Source organism: Pseudomonas sp. Z18(2022) (assembly GCF_036346535.1).
Classification (GTDB): Bacteria; Pseudomonadota; Gammaproteobacteria; order Pseudomonadales; family Pseudomonadaceae; genus Aquipseudomonas; species Aquipseudomonas yamanorum_A.
In genome coordinates this window covers 59,037-77,988 of the sequence record NZ_JAOTOA010000007.1, presented here as the reverse complement: position 1 = coordinate 77,988, position 18,952 = coordinate 59,037, and the positions used below count along the sequence as shown (strand labels likewise).

Annotated in this window: 21 protein-coding genes and 1 tRNA gene; 10 read left to right on the top strand and 12 right to left on the bottom strand. The window is 60.9% G+C overall.

The genetic code is table 11. The features are described from left to right. Positions 1–146: 146 nt before the first annotated feature. Both cra and V3W39_RS16665 read left to right on the top strand, forming a co-directional pair. A complete protein-coding gene (gene cra, locus V3W39_RS16670; RefSeq protein WP_177043402.1) occupies positions 147–1,142 on the top strand; it encodes a catabolite repressor/activator in 996 nt (331 codons plus the stop codon). Positions 1,143–1,147: 5 nt separating this feature from the next. Further along, entirely contained in the window at positions 1,148–1,924 is a 777-nt protein-coding gene (locus V3W39_RS16665; RefSeq protein WP_177120535.1) for a TatD family hydrolase, read from the top strand. Here V3W39_RS16665 and V3W39_RS16660 read toward each other — a convergent pair. From V3W39_RS16660 to V3W39_RS16635, 5 genes are all read right to left on the bottom strand, one after another. After that, a complete protein-coding gene (locus V3W39_RS16660) occupies positions 1,910–2,302 on the bottom strand; it encodes a hypothetical protein (RefSeq protein ID WP_259195882.1) in 393 nt (130 codons plus the stop codon). The genes V3W39_RS16665 and V3W39_RS16660 overlap by 15 nt on opposite strands. A 119-nt stretch (positions 2,303–2,421) precedes the next feature. Beyond that, entirely contained in the window at positions 2,422–3,126 is a 705-nt protein-coding gene (locus V3W39_RS33810) for a methyl-accepting chemotaxis protein (protein WP_442968408.1), read from the bottom strand. A 1,555-nt stretch (positions 3,127–4,681) separates the two neighbouring features. Then, complete coding sequence (gene ampE / locus V3W39_RS16645; protein ID WP_177043398.1) at positions 4,682–5,518, bottom strand: regulatory signaling modulator protein AmpE; 837 nt, start codon at positions 5,516–5,518, stop codon at positions 4,682–4,684. After that, positions 5,515–6,078 (bottom strand): 1,6-anhydro-N-acetylmuramyl-L-alanine amidase AmpD, encoded by a 564-nt coding sequence (ampD, locus tag V3W39_RS16640; RefSeq protein ID WP_177043397.1) that lies wholly within the window; start codon positions 6,076–6,078, stop codon positions 5,515–5,517. The genes ampE and ampD overlap by 4 nt, the downstream gene beginning before the upstream one ends. Positions 6,079–6,139: 61 nt before the next feature. Then, a complete protein-coding gene (locus tag V3W39_RS16635) occupies positions 6,140–8,299 on the bottom strand; it encodes a DUF1631 domain-containing protein (RefSeq protein ID WP_330212982.1) in 2,160 nt (719 codons plus the stop codon). 282 nt (positions 8,300–8,581) lie between these two features. On the opposite strand from V3W39_RS16635, the gene nadC reads away from it, so the two are divergent. Next, a complete protein-coding gene (gene nadC / locus V3W39_RS16630; protein ID WP_177043395.1) occupies positions 8,582–9,430 on the top strand; it encodes a carboxylating nicotinate-nucleotide diphosphorylase in 849 nt (282 codons plus the stop codon). 134 nt (positions 9,431–9,564) lie between these two features. Here nadC and V3W39_RS16625 read toward each other — a convergent pair whose 3' ends face one another. The 4 genes from V3W39_RS16625 to V3W39_RS16610 form a co-directional block, all read right to left on the bottom strand. Continuing rightward, a complete protein-coding gene (locus V3W39_RS16625) occupies positions 9,565–9,870 on the bottom strand; it encodes a DUF6388 family protein (RefSeq protein WP_008437299.1) in 306 nt (101 codons plus the stop codon). 136 nt (positions 9,871–10,006) lie between these two features. Continuing rightward, positions 10,007–10,079, bottom strand: a tRNA-Thr gene (locus tag V3W39_RS16620). Positions 10,080–10,118: 39 nt separating this feature from the next. Further along, positions 10,119–11,528 carry an O-antigen ligase family protein gene (locus tag V3W39_RS16615; protein ID WP_330212981.1) on the bottom strand — a complete coding sequence of 470 codons (1,410 nt, stop codon included), beginning with the start codon at positions 11,526–11,528 and terminating at the stop codon, positions 10,119–10,121. A gap of 86 nt (positions 11,529–11,614) precedes the next feature. After that, on the bottom strand, positions 11,615–12,028 hold the full coding sequence (locus tag V3W39_RS16610) for a pilin (RefSeq protein WP_177113560.1): 414 nt from the start codon (positions 12,026–12,028) through the stop codon (positions 11,615–11,617). A gap of 201 nt (positions 12,029–12,229) precedes the next feature. Here V3W39_RS16610 and V3W39_RS16605 point away from each other — a divergent pair, with 201 nt between their 5' ends. The 4 genes from V3W39_RS16605 to yacG are packed head-to-tail and all read left to right on the top strand — an operon-like array spanning position 12,230 to position 15,130. Then, on the top strand, positions 12,230–13,438 hold the full coding sequence (locus tag V3W39_RS16605; RefSeq protein WP_330212980.1) for a type II secretion system F family protein: 1,209 nt from the start codon (positions 12,230–12,232) through the stop codon (positions 13,436–13,438). Continuing rightward, entirely contained in the window at positions 13,435–14,313 is an 879-nt protein-coding gene (locus tag V3W39_RS16600) for a prepilin peptidase (protein ID WP_442968406.1), read from the top strand. Before V3W39_RS16605 ends, V3W39_RS16600 begins: the two co-directional genes overlap by 4 nt. Next, positions 14,310–14,933, top strand: coding sequence for a dephospho-CoA kinase (gene coaE / locus V3W39_RS16595; RefSeq protein ID WP_177077955.1), 624 nt, complete (start codon positions 14,310–14,312; stop codon positions 14,931–14,933). Before V3W39_RS16600 ends, coaE begins: the two co-directional genes overlap by 4 nt. Next, positions 14,930–15,130, top strand: coding sequence for a DNA gyrase inhibitor YacG (gene yacG, locus V3W39_RS16590; protein WP_010174995.1), 201 nt, complete (start codon positions 14,930–14,932; stop codon positions 15,128–15,130). Before coaE ends, yacG begins: the two co-directional genes overlap by 4 nt. Here yacG and V3W39_RS16585 read toward each other — a convergent pair. From V3W39_RS16585 to V3W39_RS16575, 3 genes are all read right to left on the bottom strand, one after another. Continuing rightward, positions 15,127–15,342, bottom strand: coding sequence for a hypothetical protein (locus V3W39_RS16585; RefSeq protein WP_003215917.1), 216 nt, complete (start codon positions 15,340–15,342; stop codon positions 15,127–15,129). The genes yacG and V3W39_RS16585 overlap by 4 nt on opposite strands. 65 nt (positions 15,343–15,407) lie before the next feature. Next, positions 15,408–16,097 (bottom strand): energy-coupling factor ABC transporter permease, encoded by a 690-nt coding sequence (locus V3W39_RS16580; protein ID WP_177043390.1) that lies wholly within the window; start codon positions 16,095–16,097, stop codon positions 15,408–15,410. Then, on the bottom strand, positions 16,094–16,561 hold the full coding sequence (locus tag V3W39_RS16575; protein ID WP_177077957.1) for an FAD/FMN-containing dehydrogenase: 468 nt from the start codon (positions 16,559–16,561) through the stop codon (positions 16,094–16,096). The genes V3W39_RS16580 and V3W39_RS16575 overlap by 4 nt, the downstream gene beginning before the upstream one ends. A 102-nt stretch (positions 16,562–16,663) precedes the next feature. On the opposite strand from V3W39_RS16575, the gene V3W39_RS16570 reads away from it, so the two are divergent. From V3W39_RS16570 to V3W39_RS16560, 3 genes are all read left to right on the top strand, one after another. Further along, positions 16,664–17,293 (top strand): DUF1780 domain-containing protein, encoded by a 630-nt coding sequence (locus V3W39_RS16570; RefSeq protein WP_008437312.1) that lies wholly within the window; start codon positions 16,664–16,666, stop codon positions 17,291–17,293. Between the two features lie 89 nt (positions 17,294–17,382). Next, a complete protein-coding gene (locus V3W39_RS16565; RefSeq protein ID WP_177043388.1) occupies positions 17,383–17,556 on the top strand; it encodes a DUF3094 family protein in 174 nt (57 codons plus the stop codon). Between the two features lie 60 nt (positions 17,557–17,616). Further along, entirely contained in the window at positions 17,617–18,915 is a 1,299-nt protein-coding gene (locus tag V3W39_RS16560) for an NAD(P)/FAD-dependent oxidoreductase (RefSeq protein ID WP_177043387.1), read from the top strand. The last annotated feature ends 37 nt before the right edge of the window (positions 18,916–18,952 follow it).

Genomic DNA, 18,952 nt, shown 5'->3' with positions numbered 1-18,952 from the left:
ATCTAGAATTTATGGCAGATTACGCGTTAATTAAGCATGATTGAAGAGCCACTCGGCTGTTGAGTTGCGACAATGGTCGCCTGCAGTAATCGGTTACGATTGGACAAAGTGTCGGGGCAAGCTCTAAAAAACAAGGAAATCCCGGTTTGAAACTCAGTGATATCGCGCGCATTGCCGGTGTGTCCGTGACCACCGCCAGCTACGTCATCAATGGCAAGGCCGAACAGCAACGGATCAGCAGCGCAACCGTCGAACGGGTGCGCGCCGTGGTTGAAGAACATGGCTTTACGCCCAACCCCCAGGCCGCCGGGCTGCGCAGCCGGCACACCCGTACCCTGGGCTTTATCCTGCCGGACCTGGAAAACCCCAGTTACGCCCGGATCGCCAAGCTTCTGGAACAAGGCGCGCGGGCCCGTGGCTATCAACTGCTGATCGCCAGCTCCGACGACGACGCCAACAGTGAACGGCAATTGCTGCAGTTGTTCCGCGCCCGCCGGTGCGATGCGCTGTTTGTTGCCAGCTGCCTGCCGGCCAGCGACGACAGCTACCGTGAACTGCAAGCCAAGGGGCTGCCGGTGATCGCCATCGACCGGGTCATGGAGTCTACGCAGTTCTGCTCGGTGGTCAGTGATGATCGCCAGGCCTGCCAGCAATTGACCAGCAGCCTGCTGCAACCGCTGCCCAAGCAGATCGTGTTGATCGGCGCCCGGCCCGAGCTGAGCATCAGCCAGGAACGTACCGCCGGCTTCAAGGAAGCGCTGAAAGACTTCAGCGGTGAAGTGCTGATCGAACAGGGCGAGGCCTTCAGTCGCGACTGTGGCCGACAGCTGATGGAGCAATTGCTGCAAAGCCTGGGGCATTTGCCTGACGCGCTGGTGACGACGTCCTACGTGCTGCTGCAAGGCGTGTTTGATGCGCTGCATGATTTCCCGCTCAAATCCCGCCCCCTGCGCCTCGGCACCTTTGGCGACACACAGTTGCTGGACTTCCTGCCGCTGCCAGTGAACGCCATGGCCCAGCAGCATCAATTGATCGCCGACACCGCGCTGCGCCTGGCGCTGGCGGCCATTGAAGAACAGCACTACGCGCCGGGCGTGCATGCCATCGGCCGTACCTTCAAGCAGCGGATTCACGCGGAGTAAACGGTGTGGAGCTGATCGACAGCCACACCCATCTGGACTTTCCGGACTTCGATGCCGACCGCAGTGAAGTCCTGACGCGCAGCCGCGAGTCGGGTGTGCGCCGGATGGTGGTGCTGGGGGTCTATCAGCAGAATTGGCAACGGCTGTGGGACCTGGTGCAAACGGACGCGGATCTATTCGCCGCTTTCGGCCTGCATCCGGTGTATCTCGACGACCATCGCCCCGCCGACCTGACGGAGCTGGGCGACTGGCTGACCCGCTTGAGCGGCCACCGGCAACTGTGTGCGGTGGGGGAAATCGGCCTGGATTACTTCCTCGAACAACTGGATCGCGAACGCCAGCAGGCCCTGTTTGAAGCCCAACTGAAGTTGGCCGTGGATTTCCAGCTCCCGGCGCTGCTGCACGTGCGCCGCAGCCACGCCGCCGTGATCGCCACCCTCAAGCGCATTCGCCTGCCACGGGGCGGCATCATTCACGCATTTGCCGGCAGCCAGGAAGAGGCTCGCGAGTACATCAAGCTCGGTTTCAAACTGGGCCTGGGCGGCGCGGCGACATGGCCCCAAGCCCTGCGGATGCACAAGGTGATCGCCCGCCTGCCACTGGAAACCGTAGTGCTGGAAACCGACTCGCCGGACATGGCGCCCGTGATGTACCCCGGCCAGCGCAACAGCCCCGAACACCTGCCCGACATCTGCACCGCTCTGGCGGAGCGCATGGGCATCAGTCCTTCAGCATTGGCGCAAGCGAGCACCCGCAATGCCTGCGAGCTATTCAACTGGTAAGGGTTTTACCTCACGCAGTGTCAGGGTCATTCGCTGGCGATGACGGGCATAGCGCAAGGTGATGAAGTAGATCAGCACAGCCACCAGTGAGATGTTTAGCTGCCCGATCACGCTGATCAGCCCTATCCACTCCGCCACCAGTGCCACCAGCAGCGCCGCGCTGGTGAGTACGATCATGCTCGGGCGCAGCAGGCCTAGGTTCTCCAGGGACTTGAACTGCTTCAACTGCTTGGGGCAACTCGGTTCCACGCCTTTGTGGCAATACGGGCACTCAAAGGGTTCGTTGATGGCAATGGCATTGAGCTGCCAGGGCTTGAGCTCAAAGGACACATCGCAAAGGACGCAATGCCCTCTGACGCCGACAATGGCAGCGGTCATAAGCGAACCTCCGAGAAATATGTGGCACAAATTTTGGTCTATTTTGGCAGCGGAAAAAGGTCAGCACCAAAAATAAGACAAATGCCACGCCACCCTCGAAGTAATCCTACAGCCAAACCTCACACCCGAAAGGCACCGATCAACTGCTTCAGCTCGATCACCTGCAAGGACAACTGCCGGCTGGCCTCTTCGGTCTGGTGCGCGCCGTGCGCCGCGTGTTCACCGGCACGGTTGATTTCAACGATGTTCTGATCGATATCGTGGGCCACGGCGGTCTGCTGCTCAACGGCAGCGGCAATCTGCTGGTTCTGGTCGACGATCATGCCCACGGCGCCGAGGATATTTTCCAGAGCCTGCTGGACTTTTTCCGACTGGCCCACGGTGCCATTGGCCATCTCGTGGCTGGTGCCCATGGCCTTCACTGCCGCGCCGACACCGCTGTGGAGCTTGGCGATCATCTGCTCGATTTCCTCGGTGGAGTGTTGGGTGCGCCGGGCCAGGGTGCGCACCTCATCGGCCACCACGGCAAAACCGCGCCCTTGCTCACCGGCGCGCGCGGCCTCGATGGCGGCATTCAGCGCCAGCAGATTGGTTTGTTCGGCAATGCTCTTGATCACTTCCAGTACGCGGCTGATGGACTGGCTGTCGATGGCCAACTGGTTGATCACCCGCACCGATTGATCGATCTCCGAGGCCAACGCCGCGATGCTGCCTTGCTGGGACTGCACCAGGCCACGACCGCTGACGGTTTCATCGTTGACGCTGTGGGCGCTGCTGACCGCCGCTGCCGCGCTGCGGGCCACTTCCTGGGCAGTGGATGACATCTGGTTCATGGCGGTGGCCACTTGCTCGATCTGGCTGCGCTGGCCGGACACGGCCTGGTTGCTGCTGGCCGAAACCGACTCCACTTGCCCAGCCTGGTGTTCGACCTGGTTGACGGTGTGCCCTACCCGCTCGATCAAGTCATGGATCTTGGCCACAGTGCCGTTGAACACCTGGCCCAAGTCCCCCAGTTCGTCACGGCTGTGGGCCACGAAGGTGACGGTCATGTCGCCCGCCGCCACCTTGTCCATCATCGCCCCGAGGCGGCGCAGGGTGGTGCGGGTGGAGGCGTAGAACCCGGCGTACAGGTAGAAGATCAGCAAAAACACCGACGACAGGGCTGCCACCAACCCGATCATGTGTGTGCGGTTTTCCGACAGGCGCTGCTCCAGTTGCTGCTCGAGGAACGCCAGGGTGGCTTCGTCCAACTGATAGGTCTTGGCCATCAATGTGCTGACTTCGTCGTAAAACCCTTGCCACGGGGCGTCCAGGGTTTCGGCCATGACGACCTGTTCTTCGAACAACTCACTGCCTTGCTTGAGGCTGGCTTTGCTCGCGTCCGCCAGGCTTGCCAGGGCAGCGTGAGCGGGTTTGCTGGCGCCGAGGGCGTCTTGCAGTTTCAGGCCATATTCGGCCTGGAGTTTTTCCAGTTGCTGCAGCAATTCATCAAAGCGGGTACTGGAAGATGAGTTGAGAAAGCCCTGGCCCAGCGAATAAGCCCCCATCGCCCGGCCTTCGCCCAGGGTCTGGGTGACGAGCGGAGTGACGCTGGTGATCAGTTCGCTGAGTTGGCGCAGGTCACCTTGGCGGTCACGGCTCAAGCCCGACTGGCTGGCAATGATCTGGCTGAGCATTTGCGCCTTGTTGAGGAGTTTGCCGATCAGCGCGCTTTTGCTGAGCAGCGAGGTTTCCTGTTGCTGGGCCTTGAACGCAGCGATCATTTCATCGCGTTTGCCTTCGAAGGCGGCGGCTTGTTCGGGGTCGGCGGACAGCGCCTGGAAGCTTTGCAGGCGCTGCAACAGGCTCTGTTCAAGGGCGACGATCTTGCCTTCGATATCACCGGCCTTGCCCGACTGGCCAAGAGTTGCGTTGATCTGCACCTGGTTGTTCAAGGTTTCCAGGTCGCGACGCAGGGCCAAGCTGCTGCCCAGCAGGTCGAGGCTTTGCAGCTCGATGCGGGTGCCCTGGAATTCACGCCAGGAATCGCGCACCAGGTAGTAGTTGGTAGCCAGCATGGGCAACAGGAACAGCACGCTGATCAGGCTGAACTTCATGCCGAAGGTCAGGCGGTTCATGAACGCGACGGCGGGATAGAGCAAGCTCTTCACAGGTGAACTCCCTTTTCTTTTATTTTTATTGAGGGCGCAGGGCGGCGGCAGATAGCCACTATTTGGCGCTCTGTCTGTATAGCTCAATTCGAAAAGGAGGTTTGTAACTTAAGGTTAAAGAGGTAGGAGCGAGCTTGCTCGCGAAGAACGTCAACGATAACGCGCGCTATCTGGATGCACGCGGTGTCCTTGCGTTTTTCGCGAGCAAGCTCGCTCCTACAGGGGTGGATCAGGGCAGCACGGTCCAGATGGCGAAGCCGGCGTACCACAGCACGGCGGCGCGCAGCAGCAGTTCCCAGATTCGGTCGAGGCTGTTGATGCCCTCGGCGCCCACCACCGGTGGCGGGATTTCAGCGGCCACCAGGCCGACCTTGTCCACCAGTTGCGCCGCCGTGATGTCCCAGCTCAGCAGCTCATGCAGCATCACCCGGCCGACCGCCACAAAGTTGCCCACCAGGGCGAAACTTGCCGCCAGCAGGCGTACCGGCAACCAGTCGAAGGCATGGCGCAATTGCCCGGCACGTTCGGCCACCAGCGGGTTCTGGCTGTTTTCGGTGGCCAGCGCCAGCAGCCGGTAGGCCAGGGCCGCAACCGGTCCGAGGAGGAAGTACCAGAAAATCACCGCAAAGAAGCTTTGGTAGGCCTGCCACAACAGATGGCCCTGGACCCGTTCCAGCAACTGCTCGCCACTGTCGGCGCTGATGCTCAAGTCGCGCTCGGCCACATGCTCGGCGGCTTGCAGGTCACCCCGGCGCCAGGCATCCCGAAACGGTCCCAGCCCGGCCAATAGATCGCCACGGCCCAGGCTGTAGATCACCACCAGCAAATGCACCGGCAGCGCCAACAGGCCATAGGCAACGGGCTCCAGCACCAGCAACAACAGCGCGAGCAAGGCCACCGGCAGCAGCACCAGCAGCGCAAGGATCAGCCATGGCTGTTTGCCCAGGCTGGCGCTCGATTCCAGCTTGGCCAGCTCACGCAGCCAACCGCCATCACGTTGTATACGCTGGCGCAGGGCCGAGAACTTCTCGATCCATACGGCCAGCACCAACACCAGAAAACTCATTGTGCGTGTCCTCCATCCTGCAAGGCGCTGCGAAAGCGCGCCCAATCAAAAGCGGGTCCGGGATCGGTCTTGCGTCCCGGGGCGATATCGCTATGGCCACAAATGCGCTGGCGGGTAATGCCCGGGTACGCCGCCAGCAACTGGCGCGTCAGGGTAATCAGGGATTGATACTGGGCATCGGTGAAAGGCAGGTCGTCCGTGCCTTCCAGCTCGATCCCCAAGGAAAAGTCGTTACAGGTCTCGCGACCTTCAAAGCTGGATATACCGGCATGCCAGGCCCGGTCCCGACACGAGACAAACTGCGTCACCGCACCCTCACGCTCAATCAGAAAATGCGCAGAAACCCGTAGGTCGGCAATGCCTTCAAAGTAGGGATGTTCCGTGACATCCAGACGATTCTGGAAAAACTCGTGCACCTTGCCGGTGGCGAATTGCGCAGGCGGCAGGCTGATGTTGTGCACCACCAACAGGGAAATCTCGCCACCGGGGCGCTCGTTGAAGTTGGGCGAGGGGCAATGACGAATGCCCTGGCACCAACCGCTGGCGGGGTCCAACTGCATACAGGTTCCTTGAACGAGGCTGGGGTGACTCAGTATGCCGCGTTCCGCTGTCTGGTTGCGATCACTTGGCGCGATGAAGTTGACGCAGGTTGCCAATCACCGAGGCCAGGGCACGGTCAAACAGCAGCGCATCGTCCAGGGTTCGCACCGCGCCGCGCTTGAACTCCAAAGCCAGTTCAACCGGGCTTCTTTCCAGAACCTTGAGGCCGGTTCGATTGACGAAAATACAGGTATTGCCCGGCGCAATAATCGCCGTCAGCTTGCAACGCAGGGTGTTTTCAGCGTCTTCCTGGAACTCGACCCAGCAACCGACCCGCAACTGGCGAGCCTTGAGCAGGTCGGGATCATCTTCCGGCAGGCTCACCGCAATGGCCGGTGCAGCCGGATGGAGGACGAATGCCTCGCGCACCTCGATCGGCGACAGCGAAGGTTGTTCGCCGGCATCGCCCCGGAACGATTGAACATGCAGGGTTTGCAACTGGGTGAAAAAATCCCGGGTGATGAAGGGATCAAATGCCGCGCCGCTCAACCCATCCCGCAAGGCCTTGAGCAAGCCCGGTAACTGCTCCAGCAAGTGCCGGCCGGCTTCGGTGTCTTCGTTCAGGCCCACACTCCAGATCAACTCGTCCATGGTGCGCAGCCCGGCTGCCCATTGCGGCGAGTCATCGCCATGTTTCAGGCACGCCAGCAACAGCACCTGGCTCCAGGCTTGCTGCAGGAACTGCACGACGAACGCGGGCAGCATTTTGCCCAGCAACCGCCGATTGAGGGCCTCGGCCACCCGCTGACGGGCGATTTCGGTACGGGCGCGCCCCTCTTCCGCATCGCGGGTGCGTTGTTCCAGCAATTCGCTGCGGCGTCGCTCGTCATGGCTGAACGCGGTGAACTCCGCCAACAGCTGGGAGAAAATCGCCGGGTCATCCACAAAGTCGTTCAACAACCGCTGCACCACCTGCTCGATGTGCAGGTACAGGCTGTCACGCTGATAGTCGTCGCGTCGGCTCCAGCCCATGGCGGCCGCGGCGATTTCATTGAGCAGGCGCCGCGCCGGATGATTGGCGCGGCTGAAAAAGCTCTTGTCCAGCACCGCCACCTTCAGCATCGGAATCTGCAGGCGGGCAATCAACGCCTTGAGGGACTCGGGCACCGTGCCGTCGTTGAGGATGAACTCGAAGAGCATGGCGATCAGGTTGATCACATCCTCGTCCGCATCCTCCACCACCCGCGACTTGCCGCTCTTGACGCTGACTCGGGTCAGCAGCTGTTCAAGCTGGTTGCGCAGGTCGAAATCATCCTCGACCTCGGGCGCGGGCACGTATTGCTGCAAATGGGAGAGCAGGCGCAGCAGGTCGCGGGTGGAAATCGGCTGGGTCTCGGCACTGGCCTCGAGGGTGGGTGCCACACTGCCGCGCACGGCAGACAACAACTCCTGCAGCGCCGCGAAGACTTCCTGCCCACTGTCGTCGGCGGAGTGTTCGGCAACGGGGGGCGCGTCTTCGGGCAACTCAGCGGTGGCGACGGCACGCCGCGATGGCACGGCCTTGAGTTCGGGCAAGACGCCGGTGGCGATCAACAACTGATTGGCTTCGCCGTACAGCAGGTCGGCATCACTGAGGACGTATTTTTCAAACAGCTTGAGAATGATCAGCTTGACCCGGATTTCCACGCCAAGGCTGCGTCCCGCTTGCAGGAAGAACGCGCACAGCATCGCCGGGCCAAGGGGGTTGTCCCGATCGTCCAGCGGGTTGTCGAGCAGCGCGCTCAACCGGGCCGTCAACTGCCCAAGGGCCAGGCCATCACGGCGCAGCACCTTGCCCAGCATGGCCTCAAGGGCGACGGCTTTTTCCAGCTCATCGCCGGAAACACCAGGCACCGCGGTGTAGGACACCACCGGAATCAGTTGCAGGTCGCCGCGCTCCACAGTGCCAAGGTTGGCAAACGCCTCGTAGAGCTGCTCCATGAAGCCACGCTCGAAATTCTTGCGCTTGAGGCGCAAGTCGCGCATGGCTTCAAAGAAAATACCGTGGTCGACATTGCTGCGGGTCTTGTCGGCCATTTCGAACAAGGTGTCGTCGGCGTTATCAAACAGTTCCTGCAATCCCTGCCTGAGTTGCTGCGCCGCCTTGTCACGGACCTGAAGCAACACCACCGGCAGGCGGGCAAGCGGCGATGGCGTTGCCCGTGCCTTATTGATCGGCACCACCTTCCCGTCATTGTGCATCCTGGCCTCCTGAAACGGCGGTATTCGATTGTGTGAAAGATCGGTGCAGTCACGGAGCAAACACCCCGGAACACTGCGAAAATCGGGCTATCACTGCGACGTCAAAGCTATGACGCCAATTGCAAGGCGCGAGATTATCTTGCAAATGGGGGTTGTTGCGCCAGCAAACTCTGTGATGGCCGTGTAAATGAGCACCGCAAGCCGCGTCAGTGGTACTTGCTTGCCTTGGGTTCAGGCCCGCCCTGCCCCTATAATCCAGGCACTTTGTTTGTGGAGCCTGTTATGCCCAATCTTCGTCTAGCCGACCTGACCGCCGAAATCGAAGCCAACGTGCGTCGCGCACTGCTGGAAGACATCGGCAGTGGGGATATCACCGCACAACTGATCCCGGCCGAACGCCTGGCCAAGGCCACGATCATTACGCGCGATGCCGCCGTTATCAGCGGCACGGCCTGGGTGGATGCGGTGTTTCGCCAGCTGGACCCGCGCGTTGCGGTGCATTGGCAGGTGCGCGACGGTGAGCGCGTCAGCCCGAACCAGGCGCTGTTTCACCTGGAAGGCCCGGCCCGTTCGCTGCTCAGTGGCGAGCGTTGTGCGCTGAATTTCCTGCAACTGCTGTCAGGCGTTGCCACCCGCGCCCAATATTTGGCGGACTTTGTCGCGTCTACCCAAGTCAAGCTGCTGGACACCCGCAAGACCCTGCCCGGCCTGCGCCTGGCGCAGAAGTACGCGGTGACCTGCGGCGGTTGCCATAACCATCGCATCGGCCTGTATGACGCGTTCCTGATCAAGGAAAACCACATCGCGGCCTGCGGTGGCATTGCCCAGGCCATCAGCGCCGCCCACAAGATCGCCCCGGGCAAGCCGGTGGAAATCGAAGTGGAAAGCCTGGAGGAACTGCGCGAAGCATTGGCGGCGGGCGCCGACATCATCATGCTCGATGAGCTGAGCCTGGATGACATGCGCGAAGCGGTGCGCCTGAACGGCGGCAAGGCCAAGCTGGAGGCCAGCGGCGGAATTAACGAAAGCACCTTGCTGCCCATCGCTGAAACCGGCGTGGACTACATCTCCATCGGAGCGATGACCAAGGATGTGAAGGCGGTGGATTTGTCGATGCGGTTGAGTCTCTGAAACGCCTTTAAATGTAAGCGCATGCTTTTGTGGCGAGGGAGCTTGCTCCCGCTGGGTTGCGAAGCGACCCCAAAAACCTTGGGAGCGCTGCGCACTCCAGCGGGAGCAAGCTCCCTCGCCACATTAAACTTGTGTCAGATCGCGAGATTATTCATCCCGCAATACTCGTTCCAGTCGACACCCAGCACCTCGGCAGCCTCCTTGTGCAACGCCAGGCGCGCCGCCTCGAACGCTTCGGGGGTGGAGGTGTACTTCAGGGTCAATTCCCATGGCTGCAGGCCCTGAGCCTCGGCCTCATCCTCAAATGCCCATTGGATCTGGTCCCTTTGATCATCGGCGCTCAGGTCCTTGATCTCATCCAGCAGTTCCGGCGACTCCGCCACGTACTTTTTGAGGGCTGCTTCGTGCCGCGCTTCCTGGGTCATTTCTTGTGTGGTCATGTCGTTCTCTTAGATCGAGGAATGGGGATGCATCTGGGTCATCAAGGTCGCGCAGATACAAAAGAACAGGCATGAATACCGGTTCGTCTGGCCTTCAGAACCATTCTGGGATCATCTGAAAACTGTGTTGCCTTTTTGCCCGAGACAGGAATCGAACCTGCGACCTTCGCGTTACGAGTGCGCTGCTCTACCGACTGAGCTACACGGGCGGTGGGCTAAAGCTAGCACTGCCTTGGACGTCCGGCAACTCACTGCTTTTCGAGGGCAATCACGCCCTGCACCCAAAAGCGTGGCTGCAGATGACCGTCACTCAGTTTCATATAGTGCTCGCTACGTTGCGTGAGGTGGGGCACGTCACGAGTCGCGACGAACACCAGCAAGCCGATGGCCACGACACTCGCCGCCAGCCAGGTCCTGTAAAACATCGGCGCCGGCACGACCGGTGGAGTTCGCCACACATGCAATGCCATCAACCAGCCCACCACCAACGCCAGCCAGAGTTGCGAAACGGGCATCACAATCACGCCGTCCACCATGGACTGGGTCAAAGCCCCCACCAGTGCGCCAAACAGACACAGGCGCAGCAGATCCACGGGCGCCAACGACAACGCACGCTCACGCAACACACCCACCGTTGCCCAACTCGCCCGCGCAACCAACACGATCACACACAGGGCCGACGGTACGCCCCATTCGCTGGCCCACTGCAGGATCGCCTGGTGAGGATGCGCGGCAATGTCGTTGGCGATGTCGGCGAAATGCATCGGCCCGAAGCCCAGCCAAGGCCGCTCAACGATCATGCTCCAGGCCTGCCACCAGATGGGCCCACGCCCCGACAAACTGGTCGTCAGGCGGTCTGCGGCAGCATTGGAAACTTCAATCCCCAGGTAGCCGGCCAGCACACTGAACACCCACCAATACAGCAATAACCCGCAGGCCAGCGCCGCCAACTGCCAGGCCAGCCAGCGCCGCCCCGACGGCCCAAAAAACACCAGCATGGAGCCGGCGACACCCATACCTAGCCACGTGCCACGGGTGCCGCCAGCTATCGCGATCAGCCACCAGGCACAGAGCAGCGCAAACACCATTGCCCGCGCTGTACGCGAGGTAGTTGAAAGCAGCAAGGGAAGTGCCAGCAGCGGCAGGGTGAAGGTCTGGAATTGCCCATAAAAGCGCTTGTTGGAAAACCCCGAAAGCAGCAGATCCGGGTCCAATATCGCTGCACCGCTGGAAAACGCGAGGATGCCAGCATGCAGATACTGAATACTTTTGATCAGGCACAGCAACAATACGAACAGGATCAACACGCGATCCAGGGACTCATCCCCCTTGCGCCTGACCCGGCTGAAAGTAACGGCAATGGCGCAACAACTGATTGCCAGCGCCAGCTCGGTGAAGGCCCAGACCGGCTGATGGGCCAATACGGCAGAAGCCAGGCCCATCACCCCAATCAGTAACACTCCGACGGCTGTCGGCCTATCGACGCATCGGTCTGCCCGCGGCGAGCACAGCCCATACACCACGGCACACACCGCCACCGATATCTGCACCACACGTTGCCAGTCGTGACTGCTGAAAGGCGCGCAAATAGCCAGGGTCAGCAAACACATCACCACGACGAGGAATGTGCTCCCCCGCTGCTGGACAGACAACGTCATCGGCAACCTCTACTTCCTTGTGGCGGATGTGGAGCGGTTTACGCAAGCGCTCTCCATTGTTGGCTAAACAGTAGACGACCTTGCGATCATGCGCCGCCGGAGGCACACCCTTTGGCAGCGTATTGATCTTCTGCCGTGGTAGCGCACTTCCAGCCGGTTGTGGCGCTGCGGGTCAAGGTGATGCTCTTGCCCAGGACCGGTGCGGGCGCATCGAGGATTTCGCAGGCAATGGTGCCGGCACCGGTGGCGACATCGCCGGTCACGTCAATCTTGCAGTTGGCGGTGGGGCTGGTCCCGCCAATCAACGCCAGGGTCGGCGGCGTACCTTGGTTCAGCGTGTCTTCAAAGCCCGCCTTCAACGCGGAGATTTCAGCCAGCCCGGCAGTGAACTTGGCCTTGGCCTGGTGCTTGGTGTACATGGGCAGGCCGATGGTGGCCAAAATGCCGATGATCGCCACGACGATCAACAATTCGATCAAGGTAAAGCCTTTCTGACGCATCACATTCACTCTCCAGAATAAAACCTGTCGCAAGGCGCATCCTGCACCCCGTCTCGGTAACCGCGCCAGTGTACTCATCCCCGCGCAGCCAATCCTGTACAAGACGCACAAACTGACATTTTTTCGCTCAAGACGCCCAGGCCCCAATCCGTCACCTGACTAAGCTATAAAACTTCCACTGTCGGCGTGCGGAACTGCGAAATGAATGATGTTTCAGCGATCTATGCCTGGGAAGGCGTCAACCGCAAAGGGCACAAAGTATCTGGAGAAACCAGTGGCCATAATCCTGCATTGATCAAGGCCCTGTTACGCCAGCAAGGGATCAGCCCCGGGCGGGTGCGGAAAAAATTCAGGGGTTGGCCGAGCCTAGCAGCTCCGGTCAAATCGACAGAGATCGCCCTCTTCACCCGCCAGTTGGCAACGCTGCTAAAGGCCGGCATTGCACTGTTGCAGGCGCTGGACATCATTACCGAAGGGGTCGAAAACCGGCACATGCGGGCACTGGTACAAGGTTTGAAACAGGAGATCGCCGCCGGCAGCAGCCTGGCAGCCGCGCTGCAAAAACAGCCACGCTACTTCGATGAGCTGTACTGCAATCTGATCGCAGCAGGCGAGCAGGCGGGCGCGCTCGAAGCACTGCTGGAACGGGTCGCCATTCACCTGGAAAAAAGCCAGCAGCTGAAAGCCAAAATCAAGAAAGCCATGACCTATCCCATCACGGTGCTGGCAGTCGCCACCGTCGTCAGCGCGATCTTGCTGATACACGTCGTGCCGCAGTTCCAAAGCCTGTTTGCCGGCGTCGATGCGCCACTGCCGGGCTTTACCCTGGGCGTCATCAGCCTGTCGGAGTTCATCCAGCAAAACGGGTGGGTGCTGATGCTGGCCGCAGGAACCAGTTTCATCGGGTTGCGCAAAGCCTATGGTGCATCCACGGGCTTTCGCTACTGGCTCGATGCCAGTTTGTTGAAAGCCCCCGTGGCAGGCACACTGCTGAAAAAATCGGCGGTCGCCCGTTACGCCCGTACGCTCTCCACCACCTTTGCTGCCGGTGTACCGTTGGTGCAAGCACTGGACTCAGTGGCCGGCGCCACGGGCAATGGGCTGTTCAAACAGGCAATCAATCGCATGCGGCACGACGTATCAACCGGAACCCAATTGAATGAATCCATGGCCACAAGCGGTCTGTTTCCTGGCATGGCGATCCAGATGACCGCTATCGGCGAGGAGTCGGGCACCCTCGACACCATGCTGGAAAAAGTCGCCAGCCACTACGAAGCCGACGTCGACAATCTGGTGGACAACCTCACCAGCCTGATGGAACCGCTGATCATGGTGGTAGTCGGGGGCATCGTCGGGGCCTTGGTACTCGCCATGTACCTGCCGATCTTCCAGCTCGGTACTGCCTTTTGAGCACGCCATTGACTGAAATCCTGGTTTATCAGCCATGGGTGTTCGTATCGGCTGCGCTGGTGCTGGGCCTGATTGTCGGCAGTTTTCTCAACGTGCTGGTATGGCGCCTGCCGAAGATGCTGGAGCGCGAATGGCGAGCCCAGGCCCATGAAGTCCTTGGCCTGCCCGCCGAGCCGGTGGCCGCCCCCTACAACCTGATGCGCCCCAACTCCTGCTGCCCCCACTGCAACCACCCGATTCGGCCCTGGGAGAATATCCCGCTGCTCAGCTACCTGATGCTCAAGGGGCAGTGCTCGAGCTGCCATCAACCGATCGGCGCGCGCTATCCGTTCACCGAGCTGACATGTGGATTGATCTCGGCGGTTGTCGCCTGGCATTTCGGCTTTGGCTGGGCGGCCGGCGCAGTGCTGGTATTGAGCTGGGGCTTGCTGGCAATGAGCCTGATCGACGTAGACCACCAACTGCTGCCGGACGCACTGATACTGCCATTGCTGTGGCTGGGATTGATCCTCAACAGCTTCGGCGTTTTTGTGTCGTTGCCCGATGCGTTATGGGGCGCGGTAGCCGGTTACATGAGCCTGTGGTCGGTGTTCTGGTTGTTCAAGCTGATCACCGGCAAGGACGGTATGGGGTACGGTGATTTCAAGCTGCTGGCAATGCTCGGTGCCTGGGGCGGCTGGCAAATCCTGCCGATGACGCTGCTGCTGTCATCCCTGGTGGGCGTGATGGGTGGCCTGATTCTATTGCGCCTGCGCAAAGCCCAAGCCTCCACGCCAATGCCTTTTGGTCCGTATCTGGCAATTGCCGGCTGGATTGCATTGCTCTGGGGTGGTCAAATAACCGACTTCTATTTGCAGTCTGTCGGTTTCAGATGACCACTTCTGTTGCAACACCCTGGATTCTTGGCCTCACTGGCGGCATCGGCAGTGGCAAAAGCGCGGCAGCCGAACACTTCGTGCGGCTTGGCGTGGACTTGATTGACGCCGACCACGCCGCGCGCTGGGTCGTCGAACCCGGGCGCCCTGCCCTGGTGCAGATTGCCGCGCATTTCGGTGCGGGCGTGCTGCAACCTGACGGGCAACTGGACCGCGGGGCGTTGCGCAAGCTGATCTTTGAAGTACCCAACGAGCGCCGTTGGCTGGAGGCTTTACTGCACCCGCTGATCAACGAGGAGATTCGCAGCCATCTGGCCCGCGCACAATCGCCTTACGCGATCCTGGTGTCACCGTTGCTGATCGAGTCCGGCCAGTACACCATGACCCAGCGCGTGCTGGTTATCGACGTGCCGCAATCGTTGCAGATTCAGCGTACCCTGCAGCGCGATGGCATCAGCGAAGAGCAGGTGCAGGCGATTCTCAAGGCCCAGGCCACCCGTGAAGACCGCCTGCGCCATGCCGATGACGTGCTGGTCAACGACCAGGACCTGGCCCGGCTGCATGCCGAGGTCGAGCGACTGCACCACTTTTACCTTACTTTGCGTGGAGGCCGATCATGAGCCAACCCTTGACCGTCGAATGCCCAACCTGCGGCGCGCCCGTGGAATGGAAAGCGACCAACCCCAACCGCCCGTTCTGCTCGGACCGTTGCAAACTGATCGACCTGGGCGCCTGGGCGTCGGAAGAACACAAGATTCCGGTCAGCCCGGACGCCGAGGACGAACTGTTCTCCGAAGACTTTCAGCCCAAACACTAAGGCCGCATAAAGCCATAGTCCTGCTGGTCGTCGAGATTCTCTGCAAGGTATTGCAGCTCGTCGGCCAGGTCTTCAAAACTGCGTACGCCCTTGCTCTGCTGCACCACCGCGCTGAGCATGGCGCGCAGGGTCAAGCCCGGGTCAAAGCCGATTTCCTGCGCCGCGTCCTGGCTTCTGCGTAACTCCTGCCGTGCCCACTCGTACACACTCATGATTCCGTGCTCCTGGAAATTTTGCAGAGCATGCGACCACTCACGTGTACAGGATTTGACCTGGATCAAGGCCGTGGATCGTCGTCCTTCCAGGGCGCCGAGAGGTAGCGGGTGCGGTTGAATGTCTCCAGCCACTCAGGGCAAAACACCACCAGGGCGCTGATCACCATGCCGTTGATAAAGGCCTCGGGGAAAATGATCAGCCACAGGTAGCCGACGAAATCCTCGATCCACTCCGGCATCGCGAAACGGCCGTCGAACCATAGCAACCCCAGGCCAACCAGCAGGCACAGCAACGCCGACAGCGCGGCGGCGAAAAAGCCCGAACAGAAGATATACACAAAGGGATTACGCGGTTTCGCCCGTTCCACCAGCAGCGCACAGCCTTCGGTGACCAGCACCGGCAACAGGATCAACAGCATGCCGTTGATGCCCACGGCGGCCAGGTCCTGGCGACCGAGCAACACCAGGCCCAACTGCGCGGCAAACCCGCCGACGATGGCCAGGGGCCAATCAAGCAACAAGGTCACGGCGGTCATGCCGATGAAGTGGTAGGACACACCGGTGTCGAAATCCCGGCGCACCAACCACAACATAAACAGCGCAAACACGGTACCAAACAGTAAATGCTGGCGCCGCCGGTCGGCAAACAGTTCGACCCACGGCGAACGCAGGAGCGCCCACATCACTACCGGCGCATACAGCAGCCAGCCGATGCTGAGGGTTTCCGGCGCCAGCACCGCTGCGCTGATCACGGCTGCACCTGCTCCAGGGCCTGGCGCAGTTCAGCGGCGGAAGCGTATTCGTGCTGCGCCACCAGCGTGCCGTGGTTCAGTTGCAGCCACAGGACTTTATCCACAGGCGCCGGATAGCGCGGCGTTATGCGCGCATCGCGGTCCAACATGACGCGATAGTTGTAGGCCTGCATCGCCGGCACCGCGAACAGCTTCGCAATCAGCCGGGGCATACGCTGGATATCCGCGAGAAACACGGTATGCCGCGCCTCCAGATAACCCTTGGGCTGGCCTTGCAGCGCCGCATCGACGATTTTGGCCGCGTCCATGCTGCGGGCGACGAGCAGGGTTTGCGCCTGGTCATCCAGGGTGTACGCCTGGTCGAACTGGTCAAGCAACGTCCAGGGTGCAACACGCTCACCGACCTCGACGGCCTGGGCCCACAAGGGCAGAAGACTCAAGAACAGCACCACAAAAAACTTCACTGCACGCACCTCTCAGCACGGGAAACTGTCGAGCGACAAGTCTACACCGACCTTTTGACCCGGGACTTCCTGCGGTCATCATTTGGACGCTAAGCTGGTGACATGGATGACTCAGATTATTTGCGCCTGCTCACCGTAGCGGCCGAACAAGCCAACGCGTTCCTGTCCAATGCCCGCAAATGGGAGCGTGAGCGTTGGGTCTGCCAGCGCCTGTTGCAAGGCTTGAACGTGCCCTACCGTGCCGAAGAATTCCACGCCGCCGGGCAAGAGCCGCCGGATGTGCTGTTTCGCGACGCCAGTTTCGAGGTGTTTTTCGTACTCGACGAAGGCCGGCGCCTGAACGACGAGTGGCGCGACGAACTGCTGCGTCGACGCAGTGCCTTTTCCCTGAGCCAACTGGTTCGGCGCGAAGCCAAGCCGCGGCGCATTCCCGCCCACGAATTCCTGCTGCGCCTGGCACCCACCCTGCGCAAGAAGGCTCATAACTATAAGGAGCGCGGGATGGACCTGGGGGAGCTGGACCTGATCGCCTTCGCCAGTCTCAAGCGCGAAGTGCTGGACCTCAACAGCCATTTTCCACCGCCCACCGAGTACCTGCGCCAGGGCTGGCGCTCGTTGTCCCTGGTCGGCCCGACCTTTGCCCGCGTATTGTTTGCTCATCCGGACGCTCCGGACTTCTTGCGCAACAATCTGGGGCGCAGCATAGTGTTCGATGTGGGCATCAGCCTGTGATCGGGTTGGCGACTATGCTTCCTGCAATGCCGCCAATCACACGACTGTAACGTGGCGCCCTTTAGCAACGTCTACCTGACGAGGCCTTTATGACCAGCCGCCTGAACCCCGACGACCAACAGCATGTCGAAGAGTACCTGCAACTGTCCCAGAACCAAGTCGAGCGCAAGCCTTTCCGGCCCTGGCTGCTCCTTGCCGTGGTGCTGGTTGCAGTGATCGGCATGGGTTTGCTGAGCCGCCTTTTGAGTTACCTGACGCTATGAGCTGCCTTGCGCTCGCACGGGTAACCGCACCGATTTCTTTTAGCCTTGCGAGATATCCCCATGACCCATCGTATTATTATCGTCGGCGGCGGCGCCGGCGGCCTGGAGTTGGCTACCCGCCTGGGTAAGACTCTGGGCAAGCGCGGCACTGCCAGCATCACGCTGGTGGACGCCAACCTTACCCATATCTGGAAGCCCTTGCTCCACGAAGTGGCGGCCGGTTCGTTGAACTCCTCGGAAGACGAGCTCAATTATGTTGCCCAGGCCAAATGGAACCACTTCGAGTTCCAGCTGGGGCGTATGAGCGGGCTTGATCGCGAGCAGAAAAAAATCCAGCTGGCCGCCACCCTCGACGAAGAAGGCCGGGAACTGGTGCCTGCGCGCGTGCTGGGCTATGACAGCCTGGTGATCGCGGTCGGCAGCACCACCAATGACTTCGGCACCGAGGGCGCAGCGCAACACTGCCTGTTCCTCGACACCCGCAAACAGGCCGAGCGTTTCCACCAGCAGTTGCTCAACCACTATCTGCGGGCCCATGCCGGGCAAACGGATGTGGTGGAGCAGATCAGCGTCGCCATCGTCGGTGCCGGTGCTACCGGGGTCGAGCTGGCCGCCGAGCTGCATAACGCGGCCCATGAACTGGCGGCCTACGGCCTGGACAAGATCAAACCGGAAAACATGCACATCACCCTGATCGAAGCCGGCCCACGGGTGCTGCCTGCCCTGCCGGAGCGTATCGGCGGGCCGGTGCACAAAACCCTGGAGAAACTTGGGGTGACCGTACTGACCAACTCCGCCGTAAGTGAAGTGACTGCCGACGCCCTGATCACCAGCAGCGGCCAGGTGATTCCCGCCAGCCTCAAGGTCTGGGCTGCGGGGATTCGCGCGCCTGGGTTCCTCAAGGATATCGACGGCCTGGAAACCAACCGCATCAACCAGCTGCAAGTGCTGCCGACCCTGCAAACCACTCGCGACGAGAACATCTTCGCCTTTGGTGACTGCGCGGCCTGTCCGCAACCTGGCACCGATCGCAACGTGCCGCCACGGGCCCAGGCAGCTCACCAGCAGGCGTCCTTGCTGGCCAAGTCGCTGAAACTGCGGATCGAGGGCAAGGACCTGCCGTCGTACAAGTACACCGACTACGGTTCGCTGATCTCGCTGTCGCGTTTTTCGGCGGTGGGTAACTTGATGGGCAACCTGACGGGCAGCGTGATGCTGGAAGGCTGGCTGGCGCGGATGTTCTATGTGTCGCTGTACCGCATGCACCAGATGGCGCTGTATGGCTTCTTCCGCACGGCGATGCTGATGCTGGGGAGCAAGATTGGGCGAGGGACCGAGCCGCGCCTTAAATTGCACTGATAACACGGCCCCGGATGGGGCGCGGTTAGTGTGGGAG